A 19,872-nucleotide genomic window follows, 5' to 3' on the forward strand; every position below is an offset into this window, starting at 1 on the left:
GGGAGGCTGTCGCCGCACCACACCGCAGCGCTCCGCGCGGCACTCCGAGGGGGAACAGCATGAGCGGCACGACGAAGAAGACGGCCACGGGGGTGACGCTCGTCACGCTCATCCTCGTGGCAGCGGTCGCCAACCTGCCGCTCGCGGTGGCGAACGTCGCCCTGCCCGATATCGGCAAGGCGTTCGACGCCTCGCAGACCGAGCTCAACCTCGTGGCCGTCGGGTACTCGTTGGGACTCGCCGCGTCGGTGCTCTGGCTCGGCGCGGTCGGCGATCGCTACGGCCGCAAGTCGATGCTGCTCATCGGCGTACTGCTCTCACTGCCGGCGTGCCTCGTCGCGGCGTTCGCCCCGACCATCGAGGTGCTCATCGTCGCGCGGATCGTCGGCGGGCTCGCGGCCGGCATGGCCTACCCGACCACCCTCGCGCTCATCACGGCCTTCTGGTCGGGCCCGCAGCGCACGAAGTCGATCGCGCTGTGGTCGGCGATCGGCGGCGCGATCTCGGCGTTGGGCCCGCTCATCGCGGGCTTCCTGCTCGAATCGTTCGACTGGGGCTCGGTGTTCCTCGTGACGCTGCCGCTCATCGTCGTCGCGGTGCCGATGATCCTGAAGACGGTCCCCGCGCACGTGAACGAGTCGACCGAGCGGGTCGACAACCTCGGCGGCCTGCTCTCGGCGCTGATGGTCGGCGGCATCATCCTCGCGATCAACTTCGCCGCGGTGCCCGACTCGGGCACGCTCGTGCTCGGCCTGTCGATCATCGGCGCTGCGGCGCTCATCGGCTTCGTCATCCGCCAGAAGCTCGCGAAGAACCCGTTGTACGACCTGAAGATCGCCGCCAGGCCGATCTTCTGGGTGGCGGCGTGCGCGGGCATCATCGTGTTCGGCTCGCTGATGGGCGCCATGTTCATCGGCCAGCAGTACCTGCAGAACGTGCTCGGCTACTCGACGCTCGAATCGGGCTTCGCGATCCTGCCGGCGGCGATCTTCATGGTGCTGCTGGCGCCGCGCTCGGCGAAGCTCGTCGAGTCGCGCGGCGCCCGGTTCACGATGCTGCTCGGGTACGCGGGGGTGCTCCTCGGCTTCCTCACCATGCTGCTGCTCTGGCGCGAGGGTGCGCAGTACTGGGTCGTCGGTCTCGGCTACGCCTTCGTCGGGGCAGGCGTCGGACTCGCCGGCACCCCGGCGTCGCGATCGCTCACGGGCGCGGTGCCGGTGCGCCGCGCGGGCATGGCGTCGGGTACCGCCGACCTGCAGCGCGACCTCGGCGGCGCGATCATGCAGTCGATCCTCGGCGCGCTCCTGACCGCGGGCTACGCGGCGTCGGCCACGGCGCTCATGAAGGACGCCCCGAACGCCGACCAGATCACGTCCTCGGTGCAGAGCCAGCTCACGCAGTCGTTCTCGAGCGCGGCCGACATCGCGCAGCAGTACCCGAAGTACTCGGACGCGATCATCCAGGGCGCCAGGCAGTCGTTCGAGCAGGGCCAGGACTGGGCGTACCTCGCGGGCATCATCGCCGTCGTGCTCGGCGCGCTGCTCGTGATCTGGAAGTTCCCGAACGCGAAGCGCGAGCGCGAACTGCTCGAGCAGTACCACGCCGAAGACCAGGGCGAGCCCGCACCGACGGTCTGACGGCCGGCGGGATGCCGCGGCGATAGGCTGCCCGGATGACGAAGACGCCCTCGCCGAACGGACCCGTCGCATGACCGAGCGCCGCCTGCTGCTCGTGAACGGGCCGAACCTCAACCTGCTGGGCACGCGCGAGCCCGAGATCTACGGCACCGAGACCCTCGCCGACGTCGAGCGGCTGGTCGTGGATGCCGCTGCCGGGCTCGGCTTCGAGGTGCGAGCCGTGCAGTCGAACCACGAGGGGGTCCTCCTCGACGCGATCCACGACGCGCGTCTCGACTGCGCCGGCATCGTGATCAACCCGGGCGGCCTCACGCACACGTCGGTCGTCCTCCGCGATGCGCTTGCGGGCGTTGCGCTCCCGGTCGCCGAGGTGCACATCTCGGACGTGATGCAGCGCGAGTCGTTCCGGCACCACTCGTACGTGGCCGACGTCGCGGTCGTGCACGTCGTCGGCGAGGGCGTCGCGGGCTACGCCTCCGCGGTGCGCCGGCTGATCGCGGTCATCGAGGGCCAGGCCGACGGCTGACCTGCGGTCGGGGTGTGCGTGCCTCAGTCGCCCCGTGCGTACGCGAGGCTCTCGACCACGATGGCGAGCACCACGTCGAGCTCGCCCGCATCGCGCGGGCCGTAGACCATGAACTCGGTGCCGAAGTCCTCGTACTGGTGCGGTTCGGCCCAGCCGAGCTCGGTGAGCCGGGCACCGCGCTCGGGCGGCAGTACGAGGTGCACGGAGGTGTCGGCGACGCCGTGCAGGTGCACGGGCTCGAGCCGGCCGTCGGGGAAGAGCGAGGTCTCGGGAGCGCGGGCAGCCTCGCGATCGGTGAAGAACACGGCCCGGGACGACTTCGGCGAGACCTGGCTGTGGCCTTCGACGACGCCGTCGAGCGCGAACACGGCGGCGACGAGCCGGCCCCAGATCTCGGGCGGAGCCTGCTGGTCGAGCTGGCGCTGGGGACCCTCGTCGGAGACGAGCGGCCGCGGGCCGGGGCGCGGTGTTTCGATCACCCCGCCAGCGTAGGACACGGCCGTTCGGCGCCCGCCACGGGGCATCCGGCCGCAGGTGCTGCGCGTTGGCGCTGCCGGTGCCGACCGACTAAACTCGATCGACTGAACTTCTCGGGCCGAGTCCGGCCGAGCCTCTTCGCAACCGAACACGAACTATCGAACGGAACGTACACGCATGGCAAGCACCGCTGACATCAAGAACGGCGTCGTCCTCTCCATCGACGGGCAGCTCTGGAGCGTCATCGAGTTCCAGCACGTCAAGCCCGGCAAGGGCGGTGCGTTCGTGCGCACCAAGCTGAAGAACGTCGTCAGCGGCAAGGTCGTCGACCGCACCTACAACGCGGGCGCGAAGATCGACATCGAGAACGTCGACCGTCGCGACTTCACGTACCTCTACAACGACGGCGACGGATTCGTGTTCATGGACGCGACCGACTACGACCAGATCACCGTGCCCGCCGCGGTCGTCGGCGACGCCGCGAACTTCATGCTCGAGAACCAGGCCGTCACGATCGCCCTGAACAACGGCAACCCGCTCTACGTCGACCTGCCCGCGTCGGTCGTGCTCGAGATCACGTACACCGAGCCGGGCCTGCAGGGCGACCGCTCGACGGGCGGCACCAAGCCTGCGACCGTCGAGACCGGCTACGAGATCCAGGTGCCGCTCTTCCTCGAGACGGGCACCAAGGTCAAGGTCGACACCCGCACGGGCGACTACCTCGGCCGCGTGAACGACTAGTGAGCGCACGCACGAAGGCGCGCAAGCGCGCGCTCGACATGCTGTACTCGGCCGACATGCGCCAGGTGCCCGTCGAGCAGATGCTCGTGGTCGAGGCGCAGAAGGCCGCCAACGAGCCCGAACGTCAGGCCTCGTGGCTGTACGCGCGCGAGATCGTCGACGGCATCGTCGACCACCGCACCGAGATCGACGAGCTCATCGAGACGCACTCCCGCGGGTGGACGCTCGAGCGCATGCCCGCGGTCGACCGCGCACTGCTGCGCATCGGCGTCTGGGAGATCGTCTACAACGACGAGGTGCCCGACCCCGTGGCGATCGCGGAGGCCGTCGAGGCGGCGACCGTGCTGTCGACCGACGACTCGGCCGGCTTCGTGAACGGCCTGCTCGCCGCGGTCTCGCACGCGAAGGCCTGACCCGCACCGATCCTGCAGGCGCCCGGCTCGTCACTCGACGCGCCGGGCGCTTTCGTGTACCCGGGCGTGCTGGCGCGCGGGGGAGCCACGTCGTGCGACCGCGGCGTGCGCGCACGGGTCTCGACGGGCTGGGACGCGGCCCGCGAACGGGGGTGACCGAGGGGCGGTCCCCGAGTCGGGGTTCGGGGTTCGCCCCGAGCCGGGTTCAGCGGTGCTCCGGGCGACGGGCCTCCGGCGAGGCGATTCGATGGGAAACCGTCGCCCCCTCGGCGCACACCAACCCGATCGAATCGAAAGGCTCGTCATGTCCTCCACCACCCTCGGCACCGGTCGCACCGCCCCGACCGCTGGTCTCGACCACGTGCTCGAACGCGCGGACGCCGCCCAGGCCGTCCTCCAGCGCTTCCTCGCCCGCACCGGTGTGCCGGCGCTGCGCATCTCGCTCGGCCTCGTGTTCGCCGTGTTCGGTGCGCTGAAGTTCATCCCCGGCGCGAGCCCCGTCGACGACCTCGTCATGCGCACGTGGAACGCACTCTCGTTCGGTCTCGTCGACGGCTACGCCGCGATGGCGCTCACAGCGACGCTCGAGGTCTTCGTCGGGCTGACGTTCATCACCGGCAAGTTCCTGCGCGTGGGCCTGCTCGCCCTCGCCGCGACGTTCGTCGGCATCTTCTCGCCGCTCGTGTTCTTCACGGGCGAGCTCTTCAGCACGGCCGGGCCGACGCTCACCGCGCAGTACATCCTCAAGGACGTCGTGCTCGTCGCCGCGGCGATGGTCGTCGCGACCGGTGCGCTCACCCGTCCGATCCGCCGTCGGTGACGTCGCCCGGGCGAACGACGGGTCCGCCCGCGACCCGGCTGTCGCAGCTCGCACGCCGAGACGGCTCCCGCACTACGCGGGGGCTGTCTCGGCGTCGTCCGCTCGGTCGCCCCAGGCGGCGAGCGCCGCGGCCGCCAGGCCGAGCCCGATGAGGCTCCCGTGCGGCCAGTACGTGAACAGCACGGTCGAACCCACGATGATCACGAGGAGGGCTGCGAGCAGCAGCCGCTCCCACAGCGGGGCGCGCCGCCCGTTGACGAGGGCGACCACGATGCCCCACACGCCGATCGCCAGCAGCACGAAGGCCTCGCCGCCCCAGAGCGCATGCAGCGGAGCATCCACCGGGTGGTTCGCATATGAGAGCACGGTGACGACCGCGGCGAGGATCAGCAGCCAGCCGAGCACCCGGCCGGTCCACCCGAGCGCCGCGAGCACCGGGCCGGTCGCGAGCCAGAGGAGCACGAACGACAGGGCCGACGCGGCGCCGAACACCAGGTAGAGATCGCCGAGGCCGGCCGACGCGAGCCACTCGCGCAGCGCGTCGTAGACGGGGAGGGCGTCGAGCGTGGCGAGCCACTCCGGCGAGCCGGAGCCCGACCAGACCGCCTGCTGCGGCGGCAGCAGGAAGAACGCCCAGCCGGCCGCGGCCAGCGCGGAGATGACGCACCAGGTTCTCGAGGGATGCCGTCGCATGCCCGAACCCTAGCGCCAAGACGCGCACGACAGCAGCACGTCGATGCGCGACGCACGCCGGCCGCACGATAGACTGGCTCGAGTTGGCAACCTTTAAGGCCGTCCTGAGAGGCGGAGAAGGGAGTCGGTTGATGGCACGTGCTGTGCTCAGTCAGGCTGACATCCAGCGGGCGCTGACCCGCATCTCGCACGAGATCCTCGAATCCAATCGCGGCAGTCGCGATCTCGTCCTCCTCGGCATCCCGACCCGTGGCGTGATCCTCGCCCGGCGCATCGCCGAGACCATCGCCCGCATCGAGCCCGATGCGCCGGCGCCGTCCGTGCTCGCGGGGTCGCTCGACGTGACCATGTACCGCGACGACCTCGGGCGCACGCGAACCCGCACGCCGTCGCCCACGCAGCTGCCGCCCGGCGGCATCGACGGCAAGACCGTCGTGCTCGTCGACGACGTGCTGTACTCGGGGCGCACCATCCGGTCGGCCTTCGACGCGCTCGCAGACCTCGGCCGGGCGCGCGCCGTCCGGCTCGCGGTGCTCGTCGACCGCGGTCACCGCGAGTTCCCGATCCGCGCCGACTTCGTCGGCAAGAACCTGCCGAGCTCGACCCGCGAACGCATCAACGTACGCCTCGTCGAGACCGACGGCGACGATGCCGTCACGATCGAGGGGGGCGACGAGTGAAGCACCTGCTCGGCACCCGCGACCTGTCGCGCGACGACGCGATCGCCCTGCTCGACATCGCCGAGGACATGGCGGCCGTGCAGGAGCGCGAGGTCAAGAAGCTCCCGACGCTGCGCGGCAAGACCGTCGTGAACCTCTTCTTCGAGGACTCGACGCGCACCCGCATCTCGTTCGAGGCCGCCGCGAAGCGCCTGAGCGCCGACGTCATCAACTTCAGCGCGAAGGGCTCGAGCGTCTCGAAGGGCGAGAGCCTCAAGGACACGGCGCAGACCCTCCAGGCGATGGGCGCCGACGGCGTCGTCATCCGGCACCACTCGTCGGGCGCCCCGTACACGCTCGCGACGAGCGGGTGGATCGACGCGGGCGTCGTGAACGCCGGCGACGGCACGCACGAGCACCCGACGCAGGCGCTGCTCGACGCGTTCACGATGCGCCGGCGCCTGCACGGCTCGGCCTCGCGCGGCCGCGGGCTCGACGGCGTGCACGTCGTCATCGTCGGCGACATCCTGCACTCCCGCGTCGCGCGATCGAACGTGTGGCTCCTGCACACCCTCGGCGCGGTGGTCGAACTCGTGGCCCCGCCGACCCTCGTCCCGGTCGCGACGGGGTCGTGGCCGGCGACCGTCGGGTACGACCTCGACGCCGCACTCGCCCGCACGCCCGACGTCGTCATGATGCTCCGCATCCAGGCGGAGCGCATGCACGCGGCGTTCTTCCCGAACAGCCGCGAGTACACCCGAACCTGGGGGCTCGACGACGCCCGGTTCGACGCGCTGCCGCCGACTACGATGGTCATGCACCCCGGCCCGATGAACCGCGGGCTCGAGATCTCGGCCCGCGCGGCGGATTCGCCGCGGTCGACGGTGCGAGAACAGGTCGCGAACGGAGTATCAGTGAGAATGGCCGCCCTCTATCTGCTGCTGTCGGGCGAACGGGGTGAGGCCTGATGGGCGAGCGACACCTCATCACCGGCGCCACGCTGCCGAGCGGCGAACGCGCCGACATCCTTCTGGCCGACGGCATCATCGCCGAGGTCGGCTCGATCTCGGATGCCGCGGGCGCGACCGTCCACGACGCCGACGGCCTCGTGGCCCTGCCCGGCCTCGTCGACCTGCACACGCATCTCCGCGAGCCGGGCTACGAGCAGAGCGAGACGGTGCTCACGGGCACGCAGGCCGCAGCGGCCGGCGGCTTCACGGCGGTCTTCGCGATGGCGAACACCTTCCCCGTCGCCGACACGGCGGGCGTCGTCGAGCAGGAGGCGAGCCTCGGCCGCGCCGCGGGCTTCGCGACCGTGCAGCCGATCGGTGCCGTGACCGTCGGGCTCAAGGGCGCCGAGCTCGCCGAGCTCGGCGCGATGGCCCGGTCGCGGGCGAACGTGCGAGTCTTCAGCGACGACGGGTTCTGCGTCTCCGACCCGCTGCTCATGCGCCGTGCACTCGAGTACGTCAAGGCGTTCGACGGCGTCATCGCCCAGCACGCCCAGGAGCCCCGGCTCACCGAGGGCGCGCAGATGAACGAGGGCCCGTTGTCGGCCGAGCTCGGCCTGACCGGCTGGCCCGCCGTCGCCGAGGAGGCGATCATCGCCCGCGACGTCCTGCTCGCCGAGCACGTCGGAAGCCGGCTGCACGTCTGCCACGTGTCGACCGCCGGTTCGGTCGAGGTCGTCCGGTGGGCGAAGGCCCGCGGCATCGACGTCACCGCCGAGGTGACGCCGCACCACCTGCTGCTCACCGACGACCTCGTGGCGGGCTACGACCCCCGGTTCAAGGTGAACCCGCCCCTCCGCCGCGAGGAGGACGCGCTCGCGCTGCGCGCGGCCCTCGCCGACGGCACGATCGACATCGTGGCCACCGACCACGCCCCGCATCCCGCGGAGGCGAAGGAGAGCGAGTGGGATGCCGCGGCCAACGGCATGGTCGGCCTCGAGTCGGCACTGCCCGTGGTGCACCAGACGATGGTCGAGACCGGCCTGATGGGCTGGGCCGACGTCGCCCGCATCCTGTCGCAGACACCTGCCCGCATCGGACGGCTGCACGGTCACGGCGAGGCGATCGCCGCAGGCGCGGCGGCCGAGCTCACGCTCTACGACCCGCAGGCGAGCGGTGTGTTCGACCTCGACCGCCTCGCCGGACGCAGCGTGAACTCGCCGTACCTCGGGCGCACCCTGCCCGGCCGGGTGATCGCCACCTTCCACGCGGGCTACGCGACCTGCATCGACGGCCGGGTCCGGCCCGCCGACGAGATCGCGCAGCTCGCGATCGAGGCGACCGGGGGAGCGCATGGATAAGGCGATCGGCGCGTTCGTCGCCGTCGCGATCATCGCGGTCGTCGCGTGGCTCGTGCTGCGGTCATGGCGTCGGCGCACCACCAGGGACGCGGCGCTCTCCGCGCATCCGCTGCCGGCGGCCCTCGGCGCGCCGTCGCTCGAGGCCGAGGTGCTGTACGTGGCCACGACGCCGGCGGGCGAACCGCTCGAGCGGCTCGCCGTGCCCGGCCTCGCGTTCCGCGGCTCGGGCAGGGTCGAGGTCGGGGCCGAGGGAGTGGCCCTCCGCATCGCGGGGGAGCCCGTGAGCTTCATCCCCGCCGATCGCCTGATCGGTGCCGCGACGGCGACCTACGCCATCGACCGCGCGGTCGAGCCCGAGGGGCTCATCGCGGTCAGCTGGATCGCCGCCCTCGACGACGCGGAGGCCGAGCCGCCGCGCGTCGACAGCTATCTCCGCGCCCGGTACCCGGGCGACCAGGCCCGCATCATCCGGGCCATCGAAGACATCGCCGCCGCGCCAGACGCGCCGCGGCCGGAACACGAGAGCGAGGCCTCGGATGACTGAGACCACCACCCGCACGGGCGACCACGCCGTGCTCGTCCTGGAGGACGGAACCCGCTACGAGGGCCGCGCATACGGCGCCCGTGGGCGCACCGTCGGCGAGGCCGTCTTCGCGACGGGCATGACCGGCTACCAGGAGACCCTGACCGACCCGTCGTACGCCGGGCAGATCGTCATGATGACGGCACCCCACATCGGCAACACGGGCATGAACGACGACGACGAGGAGTCGAACCGGATCTGGGTCGCCGGATTCATCGTCCGCGACCCCTCCCGCGTCGTCTCGAACTTCCGGTCGCAGCGCAGCCTCGACGACGACCTCGAGCGGTCCGGCGTCGTCGGCATCTCGCGCATCGACACCCGCGCCCTCACCCGCCACCTGCGATCGGCGGGTGCCATGCGCGCCGGCATCTTCTCGGGCGACGACGCGCTGCTGAGCGCCGGCGAGCAGCTCGCGGTCGTGCAGTCGGGGGCCGAGATGGCGGGGCAGAACCTCTCCGCGACGGTCTCGACCGCCGAGGCCTACACGCTGCCCGCCGAGGGCGAGCGCGTGGGCTCGGTGGCGGTGCTCGACCTCGGCGTCAAGGCCTCGACGCTGCACTACCTCGCCGAGCGGGGCTTCGACGTGCACGTGCTGCCGCAGACGATCACGGCCGACGAGATCCTCGCGATGCAGCCCGACGCGCTGTTCTACTCGAACGGGCCCGGCGACCCCTCGGCGTCCGACCAGCACGTCGAGATCCTCCGCACCGCGCTGCGCGCAGGCGTGCCGTACTTCGGCATCTGCTTCGGCAACCAGCTGCTCGGCCGCGCCCTCGGCTTCGGCACCTACAAGCTGCCCTTCGGACACCGCGGCATCAACCAGCCGGTGCTCGACCGCTCGACCGGCCGGGTCGAGATCACCGCGCACAACCACGGCTTCGCCGTCGACGCGCCGATCGACGCCGTGAGCGAGTCCGCCCAGGGCTTCGGCCGGGTCGAGGTCAGCCACGTCGGCCTCAACGACAACGTGGTCGAGGGACTCAACTGCCTCGACATCCCCGCGTTCAGCGTGCAGTACCACCCCGAGTCGGCCGCCGGCCCGCACGACGCGAACTACCTCTTCGACCGTTTCCGCGACATGGTCATCGCGACGAAGACCACCAGCCAGGAGGCCGGCAACTAATGCCCAAGCGCGACGACATCAACTCCGTCCTCGTCATCGGCTCAGGGCCGATCGTCATCGGCCAGGCGGCCGAGTTCGACTACTCGGGCACTCAGGCGTGCCGGGTGCTGCGTTCCGAGGGGGTGCGCGTCATCCTCGTGAACCCGAACCCGGCCACGATCATGACCGACCCCGACTTCGCCGACGCGACCTACATCGAGCCGATCACGCCCGAGATCATCGAGCAGATCATCATCAAGGAACGCCCCGACGCGGTGCTGCCGACGCTCGGCGGGCAGACCGCGCTCAACGCGGCGATCGCGCTCGAAGAGGCCGGCATCCTCGCCAAGCACGGCGTCGAGCTCATCGGCGCGAAGGTCGACGCCATCCGCAAGGGCGAGGACCGCCAGCTCTTCAAAGAACTCGTCGTCGAGTGCGGCGCCGACGTCGCCCGCTCGCACATCGCCCACACGATGGACGAGGTGCTGGCCGCCGCCGAGGACCTCGGCTACCCGCTCGTGGTACGCCCCTCCTTCACGATGGGCGGGCTGGGCTCCGGCTTCGCCTACGACGAGACCGACCTCCGCCGCATCGCCGGTGCCGGACTGCACGACTCGCCCACGACCGAGGTGCTCCTCGAAGAGTCGATCCTCGGCTGGAAGGAGTACGAGCTCGAGCTCATGCGCGACACCCACGACAACACCGTCGTGGTCTGCTCCATCGAGAACGTCGACCCGGTCGGCGTGCACACGGGCGACTCGATCACGGTCGCGCCGGCGCTCACCCTGACCGACCGCGAGTACCAGAAGCTGCGCGACATCGGCATCGACATCATCCGCGCGGTCGGCGTCGACACCGGCGGCTGCAACATCCAGTTCGCCGTCGACCCCGAGAACGGTCGCGTGATCGTCATCGAGATGAACCCGCGCGTGTCCCGCTCGAGCGCGCTCGCGTCGAAGGCGACGGGCTTCCCGATCGCGAAGATCGCCGCGAAGCTCGCGATCGGGTACCGCCTCGACGAGATCCCGAACGACATCACCCGGGTGACGCCCGCGAGCTTCGAGCCGACGCTCGACTACGTCGTCGTCAAGGTGCCGCGGTTCGCGTTCGAGAAGTTCCCGGCCGCCGACCCGACGCTCACGACCACCATGAAGTCGGTGGGCGAGGCGATGGCGATCGGCCGCAACTTCTCGACGGCCCTGCAGAAGGCGCTGCGCTCGCTCGAGAAGCGCGGTTCGTCGTTCCACTGGGGCGAGGAGGCGCGCACGGTCGACGAGCTGCTCGAGCAGGCGCAGGTGCCGACCGACGGCCGCATCGTGCTCGTGCAGCAGGCGCTCCGCAAGGGCGCGTCGATCGAGCAGGCCTTCGAGGCGACGAAGATCGACCCGTGGTTCCTCGACCAGATCGTGCTGATCAACGAGGTCGCCGAGCACGTCGCCGCCGCCGAGGCGCTCGACCACGACACGCTGCTGCTCGCGAAGGACCACGGGTTCTCGGACGTGCAGATCGCCGAGCTTCGCGGGTTCGGCAGCGAGGCGGACGCGCGCGAGGTGCGTCACATCCTCGGCATCCGCCCGGTGTACAAGACGGTCGACACGTGCGCGGGGGAGTTCCCCGCACTCACGCCGTACCACTACTCGAGCTACGACGCCGAGACCGAGGTCGAGCCGAGCGATCGCCGCAAGGTCGTCATCCTCGGCTCGGGCCCGAACCGCATCGGCCAGGGCGTCGAGTTCGATTACTCCTGCGTGCACGCCTCGTTCGCGCTCTCGGCAGCGGGCTTCGAGACGATCATGATCAACTGCAACCCCGAGACGGTCTCGACCGACTACGACACGAGCGACCGGCTCTACTTCGAGCCGCTCACCCTCGAGGACGTGCTCGAGGTCATCCACGCCGAGTCGCAGACGGGTGAGCTCGTGGGCGTCGTCGTGCAGCTCGGCGGCCAGACGGCGCTCGGCCTCGCCAAGGGCCTGGAGGCGGCCGGCGTACCGATCCTCGGCACGACCCCCGAGGCGATCGACCTCGCCGAGGAGCGCGGCCTGTTCGCCGGCATCCTCGAGACCGCCGGCCTCCTCGCGCCGCGCAACGGCACCGCGATCGACCTCGCGGGTGCGCAGCAGGTCGCCGAGGGCATCGGCTACCCCGTGCTCGTGCGCCCGAGCTACGTGCTCGGCGGCCGCGGCATGGAGATCGTGTACGACTCGGCGTCGCTCGCCGACTACTTCGCGCGGATCGAGGGCCAGGGCATCGTCGGCCCGAGCCACCCGCTGCTCGTCGACCGCTTCCTCGACGACGCGATCGAGATCGACGTCGACGCCCTGTACGACGGCACCGACCTCTACATCGGCGGCGTCATGGAGCACATCGAGGAGGCGGGCATCCACTCGGGCGACTCGAGCTGCACGCTGCCGCCCGTGACGCTCGGCCGCGCCGAGGTCGACCGGGTTCGCGAGGCGACGAAGGCGATCGCCGAGGGCATCGGCGTGCGAGGCCTGCTCAACGTGCAGTTCGCGATCGGCGCGGGCGTGCTCTACGTGCTCGAGGCGAACCCGCGTGCGAGCCGTACGGTGCCGTTCGTCTCGAAGGCGCTCGGCATCCCGCTCGCGAAGGCCGCGAGCCGCATCATGGTCGGCGCCACGGTCGCCGAGCTCGTCGCCGAGGGGCTGCTGCCCGCGGCCGACGGTTCGCGCATCCCGCTGGACGCACCGGTCGCGGTCAAGGAGGCCGTGCTCCCGTTCCACCGCTTCCGCACCCGCGAGGGGATCATGGTCGACTCGGTGCTCGGCCCCGAGATGCGCTCGACCGGCGAGGTCATGGGCATCGACCGCGACTTCCCGCGCGCGTTCGCGAAGAGCCAGCTCGCCGCCTACGGCGGCATGCCCGACGCCGGCACGGTGTTCGTCTCGGTCTCCGACCGCGACAAGCGCGCGATCATCCTGCCGGTGCTGCGCCTGCAGCAGCTCGGCTACGAGATCGCCGCGACCGAGGGCACCGCCGAGGTGCTCCAGCGCAACGGCATCCGCGCCCGCGAGGTGATGAAGTTCAGCGAGAAGCCCTCCGACGACGCCGCCTCGGTCGTGGAGCTCATCCACCGCGGCGAGGTCGACGTCGTCGTCAACACCCCGAGCGGCCGTTCGGCCCGTGCCGACGGCTACGAGATCCGCGCCGCCGCGGTGGCCGCCGACATCCCGCTGTTCACGACCATCGCCGAGCTCTCCGCGGCGGTCGCCTCGCTCGACGCGAAGGACGGCGGCTTCGAGGTCACGAGCCTCCAGGATTACGCTCGCAAGCGGGAGGTGAGCGCGTGACCGACGAGATCGTCGCGTTCGGCGAGCGGCTCGGTGCCGTCTTCGCCGCCTACGGTCGGCTCTGCGTCGGCATCGACCCGCACGCCTCGCTGCTGTCGGCGTGGGGGTACGACGACTCGGCGGCCGGCGCCCGCGAGTTCGGGTTGCGCACCGTGGATGCCGCCGCAGGACTGGCCGGCATCGTGAAGCCGCAGGTCGCGTTCTTCGAGCGTCACGGCGCCGCCGGCTATGCGGCGCTCGAGCGCGTGCTCGCCGAGGCGCGCGACGCCGACCTGCTCGTCATCGCCGACGCGAAGCGCGGCGACATCGGCACGAGCGTCGACGCCTACGGCGAGGCGTGGCTTCGTCCGGGCTCGTCGCTCGAGGCCGACGCGATGACGATCAGCGCCTTCCAGGGCCTCGGCTCGATCGAGTCGGTCATGACCTCGGCCGAGCGCTGGGGCAAGGGCCTCTTCGTGCTCGCGGCGACGTCGAACCCCGAGGCGGCAGCGATCCAGCGGGCCGTGCTGACCCAGTCGAGCCGTGAGGGGGCGACCGTGGCTGGCGCCATCGCCGCCGGCGTCACGAGCTGGAACCAGGGACGGCCCGACGCCGCCGACCGCGAGTTCGGCTCGATCGGCCTCGTGATCGGCGCGACCGTCGACCTCGCGGCATCCGGTATCGACGTGCACGGCGACGTGCCGCGGCCGGGCCTGCCCGTGCTCGCGCCGGGCTTCGGCCACCAGGGCGGCGAGGTGCGCGACCTCAAGCACGTCTTCGGTGCCCTCTCGGGCGGTGTGATCGTGAGCGAGTCGCGATCGCTGCTCTCCGCCGGGCCCGACGGGCTCGCCGACGCCATCGCCCGCCGCATCGACGAGATCGGCGCGGTCGATGTCTGAGCGCGCCGTGACCGCGACGAACCCGCCCGACGTCGACCGGGTGGCCGCGTCGCGCGCCGCCGTGGCCGCACGCCGGGCGCGAGCGAGCGTGAAGGCCGACGTGGCCGCCGGCCGACGGAGCCCGCTCGACGTGCTGCGCGTCGCGTTCGAGGAGCCCGAGGGCGTCGAAGGGCGCCTGCGGGTCACCGAGTTCCTGACCTCGATCCCCGCGATCGGTGCGACCAAGTCGGCGCGCATCATGGACGACCTCGAGATCTCGACCTCCAAGCGGCTCGGCGGCCTCGGCCGGCTCCAGCGTCGCCGGCTGCGCGAGTTCATCGCCGACTGGATCGCCGCCCATGGCGGCACGGGCGACCGCCTCGTCGTGCTCGCCGGTCCGACGGCGGTCGGCAAGGGCACGGTGGCGGGTTACATCCGCCAGCACCACCCCGACGTGCGGCTCTCGGTGTCGGCCACCACCCGGGCGCCGCGCCCCGGCGAGGTCGAGGGTGAGAGCTACTACTTCGTCGACGACGCCGAGTTCGATCGCATGGTCGCGGCCGGCGAGCTGCTCGAGTGGGCGACGGTGCACAACGCCTACCGGTACGGCACGCCGCGGCGCCCGGTCGAGGAGGCGATCGCCGCGGGTCAGAGCGTCCTGCTCGAGATCGACATCCAGGGCGCGCGTTCGGTGCGCCGCGCGATGCCCGATGCGACGCTCGTGTTCCTGCTGCCGCCGAGCTGGGACGAACTCGTGCGCCGACTCGTCGGCCGCGGCACCGAGACCGCGGCCGAGCAGCAGCGACGGCTCGAGACGGCGAAGGTCGAACTGGCCGCCGTCGACGAGTTCGACCACCAGGTCGTGAACCACGACGTCGGCGAGGCCGCCCAGAAGGTCGTAGACTTGATGAGGCCTCGCAGGGGACGACGCTGAACCGTCACGGTCCGGCCTCCCTCGCCACGAGCTTTCGGGCGCCACGAGCGCATCCCACGATCAAGGAGTCATTCCATGGCTGAGAAGCAGTCCGGCATCATCGACCCGCCCATCGACGACCTGCTCTCGAAGGTCGACTCGAAGTACCAGCTGGTCATCTTCGCGTCGAAGCGCGCGCGTCAGATCAACGACTACTACGCCGACCTGCACGAGGGCAGCCTGTTCGACAACGTCGGCCCGCTCGTCGACTCGTCGATCGACGACAAGCCGCTCTCGGTCGCCATGCACGAGATCAACGAGGACAAGCTCCGGCTCCGCCCCCTCGGCGAGTGACCGCGAGGGCCGCATGACCCTCAACATCGTCGTCGGCATCACCGGCGGCATCGCGGCCTACAAGGCCGTCGGCGTCGTGCGAGCCCTCGTGCTCGCCGGGCACGACGTGCACGTCGTGCCCACCGAGGGCGCACTGCGGTTCGTCGGTCGTCCGACGCTCGAGGCGATCTCGCGCAACCCGGTGCACACCGACCTCTACGAAGGCGTCGCCGAGGTGCGCCACGTGGCGATCGGCCAGGCGGCCGACCTCATCGTCATCGCTCCGGCGACGGCGAACACGATCGCGAAGCTCGCCGCGGGACTCGCCGACGACCTGCTCGGCAACACGGTGCTCGCGAGCGAGGCGCCCGTCGTCATCGCCCCGGCGATGCACACCGAGATGTGGCGCAATCCGGCGACGCAGGCGAACATCGCGACTCTCGTCGAGCGCGGCGTGACGGTCGTCGGGCCCGCGGTCGGGCAGCTGACCGGCACCGACAGCGGCCCCGGCCGCATGGAGGAGCCCGACGTGATCGTCGCCGCGGCGCTCGCGCGCGCGGCATCCCCGTCGACTCGCGACCTCGCCGGCCGACGCATCGTCGTCACCGCCGGCGGCACCCGCGAACCGCTCGACCCGGTGCGCTTCCTCGGCAATCGTTCGAGCGGCAAGCAGGGCGTCGCGATCGCCGAGGCCGCGCGCGCCCGGGGCGCCGAGGTCACGCTCGTCGCCGCGAACCTCGAGATCGCCGAGCCCGACGGCTGCGACGTACGGCGGGTCTCGAGCGCGCTCGAGCTGCAGGCCGCAGTGACCGACGCGGCGCAGGGCGCCGACGCGGTCGTCATGGCGGCTGCGGTCGCCGACTACCGCCCGGCGGCCGTGAGCGAGTCGAAGATCAAGAAGGATGCCTCGGGCGACGGCCTCACCCTCGAACTGGTCCGCAATCCCGACATCCTGGCCGGCCTCGGGGCGGCGCCGCACGACGGGACGCTGCTCGTCGGCTTCGCCGCCGAGACCGAACCCGACGACGAGCGGTTGCTCGAACTCGGGCGCTCCAAGCGCCGGGCGAAGGGCGCCGACCTGCTCGTGGTCAACCGGGTCGGATGGAGCGAGGGCTTCGCGACCGACGAGAACTCGGTCGTCGTCGTCGACCGCGACGACACGGTCGTCACACGACTACACGGAACGAAGACGTCGGTGGCCGATGGCATCCTCGACGTGGTTGTCTCGAAGCTGACGAGCACCACCGAACGCACGAAAGAAGCCGACCCCGCATGAGCGCCCTCCGCCTGTTCACCTCCGAGTCCGTGACCGAGGGGCACCCCGACAAGATCTGCGACCAGATCTCCGACTCGATCCTCGACGCGCTGCTCGCCGTCGACCCGCACAGCCGGGTCGCCGTCGAGACCCTCGTGACGACGGGTCTCGTGCACGTCGCGGGCGAGGTCACGACCTCCGGGTACGTCGAGATCCCCGCGATCGTCCGCGAGAAGGTCACGTCGATCGGGTACGACTCGTCCGACGTGTGGTTCGACGGCCGTTCGTGCGGCGTCTCGGTCTCGATCGGCGGGCAGTCGCCCGACATCGCTCAGGGCGTCGACCAGGCGTTCGAGGCGCGCGAGCGGGCGAGCGACGACGCGCTCGACCAGCAGGGCGCGGGCGACCAGGGCATCATGTTCGGCTACGCGACCCGCGAGACGCCCGAGCTCATGCCCGTGCCGATCTGGCTCGCGCACCGTCTCGCCGAGCGGCTGGCGCACGTGCGCAAGGCGGGCGAGCTCGACTACCTGCGCCCCGACGGCAAGACCCAGGTGACGGTCGGCTACGACGGACCGACGCCGAAGACGATCGAGACCGTCGTGCTCTCGACGCAGCACTCGCCAGCGGTCTCGAACGAGCAGCTCCGTGCCGAGGTCGAAGAGCTCGTCATCCGACCCGTGCTCGACACGGTCGAGCTGACTCGACCCGAGCTGGCGGTGCTCATCAACCCGACGGGCCGCTTCGAGATCGGCGGCCCCCAGGGCGACGCCGGCCTCACGGGCCGCAAGATCATCATCGACACGTACGGCGGCGCGAGCCGGCACGGCGGCGGCGCGTTCAGCGGCAAGGACCCGTCGAAGGTCGACCGCTCGGCGGCGTACGCCATGCGCTGGGTCGCGAAGAACGCGGTCGCGGCGGGCCTCGCCGACCGGCTCGAGCTGCAGGTCGCGTACGCCATCGGCAAGGCGTCGCCGGTGGGTCTGTACGTTGAGACCTTCGGCACGGGCACGCTGCCCGACGAGCAGATCATCGCCGCGATCCGCGACGTGTTCGACCTCCGGCCCGCCGCCATTATCCGCGACCTCGACCTGCTCCGTCCCATCTACGCGCAGACCGCCGCCTACGGCCACTTCGGCCGCGAGCTGCCCGACTTCACGTGGGAGCGGCTCGACCGCGTCGCCGACCTCCGCACGGCCGCCGGACTCTGAGGTGACGGGCGGCCCGGTCGCCAGGGTGCTCGTCGACTCGCCGCTGCCCCAGCTCGACCAGCTCTTCGACTACCGCGTCCCCGACCGCCTCGACGAGGCCGCCCGGCCGGGTGTGCGCGTTCGCGTGCCGTTGCGCTCCGGAGGCCGCATCGCCGACGGCTGGCTGGTGGAGCGCGTCGCGACGAGCGAGTACGACGGGCGGCTCGCCGAGCTCGACGACGTCGTCTCCGAGGTGCCGCTGCTCACTCCCGAGGTCTGGGCGCTCGCGCGGGCTGCCGCCGACCGCGCTGCGGGCAACGCGAGCGACATCCTGCGGCTCGCCGTCCCGAGCCGTTACGTCCGGGTCGAGCGATCGTGGCTCTCGGCCGAGCCCGATCCGGGCGATCGGCCGGCGCCCGGATCGGTCTCGGTCGACGGCTTCGCGCCCGGGGCCGTCGAAGCAGGAATCGCTGCGGGGGAGCGCATGTCGCTCGCCGCCGACCCACGGCCGGTACACCTGCCGGGCGGCGAGTGGGTCGGCGCCTGGGCGGTCACGCTCGCGCAGGCGGCCGCCGTGACGCTGGCGGCAGACAGGTCGAGCCTCCTCGTCGTGCCCGACTACCGCGACCAGGAGCAGCTCGAGCTCGCGCTCGCGGCACTCGTCGACCCGCGCCGGGTGCTGCGGACCGACGCGCGCCAGACGGGTGGTGCTCGTTTCCGGGCGTTCCTGGATGCGACGGGCGAGGCGGCCCGCATCGTCATCGGCAACCGGTCGACGGTGTATGCACCCGCGGCACGTCTCGGGCTCATCGCGATGTGGGACGACGGAGACGCGCTCCAGCACGAGCCGCTCTCACCGGGGGTCCATCCGCGTGACGCCGCCCTCATCCGACAGGAGCAGTCGGGCGCCGCGCTCGTCTTCCTCGGCCACACCCGCAGCGTCGAGGTCGAGCGCCTGGTCGAGATCGGGTGGGTTCGCGAGATCGCCCCGCACCGCCACGTCCGTCCCCGCGTCATCTTGACCGAGCAGCAGTCGAGCCCCGAGCCGGGGTCGGCCCGCATCCCCTCGACGGCGTGGCGGCAGGCGCAGGAGGCGGTGCGCGAAGGACCCGTGCTCGTGCAGGTCGCGCGGCCGGGCCACACCCCGATGCTCGTGTGCGACCGCTGTCGCGAGCCGGCGCGCTGCCCGGCGTGCGGCGGCGGGCTCGCCGTTCCACGCAGCGGCGGCACACCCAGGTGCACGCTGTGCGGCACGAGCGCCGCCTCGTGGCAGTGCCCGGTCTGCGAGTCGACGCGGCTCCGGGCGGCGACGGTCGGTGCGAGCCGCACGGCCGACGAACTGGGTCGGGCCTTCCCGCGCGCGAAGGTCGTGCTGTCCGACGGCGAGCGTCCCGTGCTCCGCGTCGGCGCCGAACCGGCGCTCGTGGTCGCCACGAGGGGCGCCGAACCGATCGCCGACGGCGGCTATCGCGCCGTGCTGCTCCTCGACGGCGAGCGGATGCTCCTCCGCGAGTCCCTCCGCGTCGCGGAGGACTGCCTGCGCTGGTGGTCGAACGCCGCAGCCCTCGCCGCGCCCGGGGCCCCCGTGTTCCTCGTCGGCGTCGCAGGCGTACTCGCTCAGACCCTCGCCGGCTGGCGCCAGCTCGAGTGGGCGGGCACCGAGCTCGCCGCCCGCCGCGCGCTCCGTTTCCCGCCGGCGGTCCGGGTCGCGAGCGTGACCGCTCCGCATGCGGGAGTCGACAGTGCGATCACGGCGTCGAAAGCGGCCGCGCCGGGCGTCGACGTGCTGGGACCGACTCCCGCCGATGACGAACTCGAACGCGCCATCGTCAGGTTCGACTACGCGGCCGGCACGGCGGTCGCGAAGGCGCTCCGGGCCGAGATGATCCGCGTCGCGACCGAGCGGCGGCGACCGGTCGCGGGTCGCCCGCCGAAGCGGCCTCGGGTGCTGCGCGTGCGGTTCGACGACCCCGAGGTGCCGTAGGGACTGAAGGGCGGAGTCCGGCTCGCTCCGGATCCGCCGAGGCCATGAACGATCGACCCCGAGCAGG

19 protein-coding genes are annotated in these 19,872 nt (G+C 71.6%); 17 read left to right on the forward strand and 2 right to left on the reverse strand.

Going from position 1 to position 19,872, the window contains the following annotated elements; all coding sequences use genetic code 11:
• Nucleotides 1–59 precede the first annotated feature (59 nt).
• Both MUN74_RS17370 and MUN74_RS17375 read left to right on the forward strand, forming a co-directional pair.
• Complete coding sequence (locus MUN74_RS17370) at nucleotides 60–1,637, forward strand: MFS transporter (RefSeq protein WP_244853866.1); 1,578 nt, start codon at nucleotides 60–62, stop codon at nucleotides 1,635–1,637.
• A 70-nt stretch (nucleotides 1,638–1,707) separates the two neighbouring features.
• A complete protein-coding gene (locus tag MUN74_RS17375) occupies nucleotides 1,708–2,163 on the forward strand; it encodes a type II 3-dehydroquinate dehydratase (protein ID WP_244853867.1) in 456 nt (151 codons plus the stop codon).
• 23 nt (nucleotides 2,164–2,186) lie between these two features.
• On the opposite strand, the gene MUN74_RS17380 is transcribed toward MUN74_RS17375, so the two are convergent.
• Nucleotides 2,187–2,642 carry a luciferase domain-containing protein gene (locus MUN74_RS17380; protein ID WP_244853868.1) on the reverse strand — a complete coding sequence of 152 codons (456 nt, stop codon included), beginning with the start codon at nucleotides 2,640–2,642 and terminating at the stop codon, nucleotides 2,187–2,189.
• Nucleotides 2,643–2,817: 175 nt separating this feature from the next.
• Here MUN74_RS17380 and efp point away from each other — a divergent pair, with 175 nt between their 5' ends.
• The 3 genes from efp to MUN74_RS17395 all read left to right on the forward strand — a co-directional run bounded on the left by efp (nucleotide 2,818) and on the right by MUN74_RS17395 (nucleotide 4,614).
• The gene (gene efp, locus MUN74_RS17385; RefSeq protein ID WP_244853869.1) at nucleotides 2,818–3,381 is read left to right on the forward strand and encodes an elongation factor P; all 564 of its coding nucleotides are present in this window, start codon (nucleotides 2,818–2,820) and stop codon (nucleotides 3,379–3,381) included.
• Nucleotides 3,381–3,794: a transcription antitermination factor NusB gene (gene nusB / locus MUN74_RS17390; protein WP_244853870.1), complete on the forward strand. Its 414-nt coding sequence runs from the start codon at nucleotides 3,381–3,383 to the stop codon at nucleotides 3,792–3,794. The genes efp and nusB overlap by 1 nt, the downstream gene beginning before the upstream one ends.
• A 304-nt stretch (nucleotides 3,795–4,098) precedes the next feature.
• On the forward strand, nucleotides 4,099–4,614 hold the full coding sequence (locus MUN74_RS17395) for a DoxX family protein (RefSeq protein ID WP_244853871.1): 516 nt from the start codon (nucleotides 4,099–4,101) through the stop codon (nucleotides 4,612–4,614).
• A gap of 72 nt (nucleotides 4,615–4,686) precedes the next feature.
• Here the strand turns inward: MUN74_RS17395 and MUN74_RS17400 are convergent, their stop codons facing one another.
• Nucleotides 4,687–5,307, reverse strand: a complete 621-nt coding sequence (locus MUN74_RS17400) for a hypothetical protein (RefSeq protein WP_244853872.1) — start codon at nucleotides 5,305–5,307, stop codon at nucleotides 4,687–4,689.
• 128 nt (nucleotides 5,308–5,435) lie between these two features.
• On the opposite strand from MUN74_RS17400, the gene pyrR reads away from it, so the two are divergent.
• The 12 genes from pyrR to MUN74_RS17460 all read left to right on the forward strand — a co-directional run bounded on the left by pyrR (nucleotide 5,436) and on the right by MUN74_RS17460 (nucleotide 19,805).
• A complete protein-coding gene (pyrR, locus tag MUN74_RS17405) occupies nucleotides 5,436–5,987 on the forward strand; it encodes a bifunctional pyr operon transcriptional regulator/uracil phosphoribosyltransferase PyrR (RefSeq protein WP_244853873.1) in 552 nt (183 codons plus the stop codon).
• Nucleotides 5,984–6,934, forward strand: a complete 951-nt coding sequence (locus tag MUN74_RS17410) for an aspartate carbamoyltransferase catalytic subunit (RefSeq protein WP_244853874.1) — start codon at nucleotides 5,984–5,986, stop codon at nucleotides 6,932–6,934. Before pyrR ends, MUN74_RS17410 begins: the two co-directional genes overlap by 4 nt.
• The gene (locus tag MUN74_RS17415) at nucleotides 6,934–8,277 is read left to right on the forward strand and encodes a dihydroorotase (RefSeq protein ID WP_244853875.1); all 1,344 of its coding nucleotides are present in this window, start codon (nucleotides 6,934–6,936) and stop codon (nucleotides 8,275–8,277) included. The genes MUN74_RS17410 and MUN74_RS17415 overlap by 1 nt, the downstream gene beginning before the upstream one ends.
• Nucleotides 8,270–8,821, forward strand: a complete 552-nt coding sequence (locus MUN74_RS17420; RefSeq protein WP_244853876.1) for a PH-like domain-containing protein — start codon at nucleotides 8,270–8,272, stop codon at nucleotides 8,819–8,821. The genes MUN74_RS17415 and MUN74_RS17420 overlap by 8 nt, the downstream gene beginning before the upstream one ends.
• Nucleotides 8,814–9,983 carry a glutamine-hydrolyzing carbamoyl-phosphate synthase small subunit gene (gene carA, locus MUN74_RS17425; RefSeq protein ID WP_244853877.1) on the forward strand — a complete coding sequence of 390 codons (1,170 nt, stop codon included), beginning with the start codon at nucleotides 8,814–8,816 and terminating at the stop codon, nucleotides 9,981–9,983. The genes MUN74_RS17420 and carA overlap by 8 nt, the downstream gene beginning before the upstream one ends.
• Nucleotides 9,983–13,273, forward strand: coding sequence for a carbamoyl-phosphate synthase large subunit (gene carB, locus MUN74_RS17430; protein ID WP_244853878.1), 3,291 nt, complete (start codon nucleotides 9,983–9,985; stop codon nucleotides 13,271–13,273). The genes carA and carB overlap by 1 nt, the downstream gene beginning before the upstream one ends.
• On the forward strand, nucleotides 13,270–14,151 hold the full coding sequence (pyrF, locus tag MUN74_RS17435; protein WP_244853879.1) for an orotidine-5'-phosphate decarboxylase: 882 nt from the start codon (nucleotides 13,270–13,272) through the stop codon (nucleotides 14,149–14,151). Before carB ends, pyrF begins: the two co-directional genes overlap by 4 nt.
• Entirely contained in the window at nucleotides 14,144–15,064 is a 921-nt protein-coding gene (gmk, locus tag MUN74_RS17440; RefSeq protein WP_244853880.1) for a guanylate kinase, read from the forward strand. The genes pyrF and gmk overlap by 8 nt, the downstream gene beginning before the upstream one ends.
• 75 nt (nucleotides 15,065–15,139) lie before the next feature.
• Nucleotides 15,140–15,397 (forward strand): DNA-directed RNA polymerase subunit omega, encoded by a 258-nt coding sequence (gene rpoZ, locus MUN74_RS17445; RefSeq protein WP_231430904.1) that lies wholly within the window; start codon nucleotides 15,140–15,142, stop codon nucleotides 15,395–15,397.
• Nucleotides 15,398–15,410: 13 nt separating this feature from the next.
• Nucleotides 15,411–16,652 (forward strand): bifunctional phosphopantothenoylcysteine decarboxylase/phosphopantothenate--cysteine ligase CoaBC, encoded by a 1,242-nt coding sequence (coaBC, locus tag MUN74_RS17450; RefSeq protein ID WP_244853881.1) that lies wholly within the window; start codon nucleotides 15,411–15,413, stop codon nucleotides 16,650–16,652.
• The gene (gene metK / locus MUN74_RS17455; RefSeq protein WP_244853882.1) at nucleotides 16,649–17,842 is read left to right on the forward strand and encodes a methionine adenosyltransferase; all 1,194 of its coding nucleotides are present in this window, start codon (nucleotides 16,649–16,651) and stop codon (nucleotides 17,840–17,842) included. The genes coaBC and metK overlap by 4 nt, the downstream gene beginning before the upstream one ends.
• A 1-nt stretch (nucleotide 17,843) precedes the next feature.
• Nucleotides 17,844–19,805 (forward strand): primosomal protein N' family DNA-binding protein, encoded by a 1,962-nt coding sequence (locus MUN74_RS17460; protein ID WP_244853883.1) that lies wholly within the window; start codon nucleotides 17,844–17,846, stop codon nucleotides 19,803–19,805.
• Nucleotides 19,806–19,872: the final 67 nt, after the last annotated feature.

The organism is Agromyces sp. H17E-10, assembly GCF_022919715.1.
GTDB lineage: Bacteria > Actinomycetota > Actinomycetes > Actinomycetales > Microbacteriaceae > Agromyces.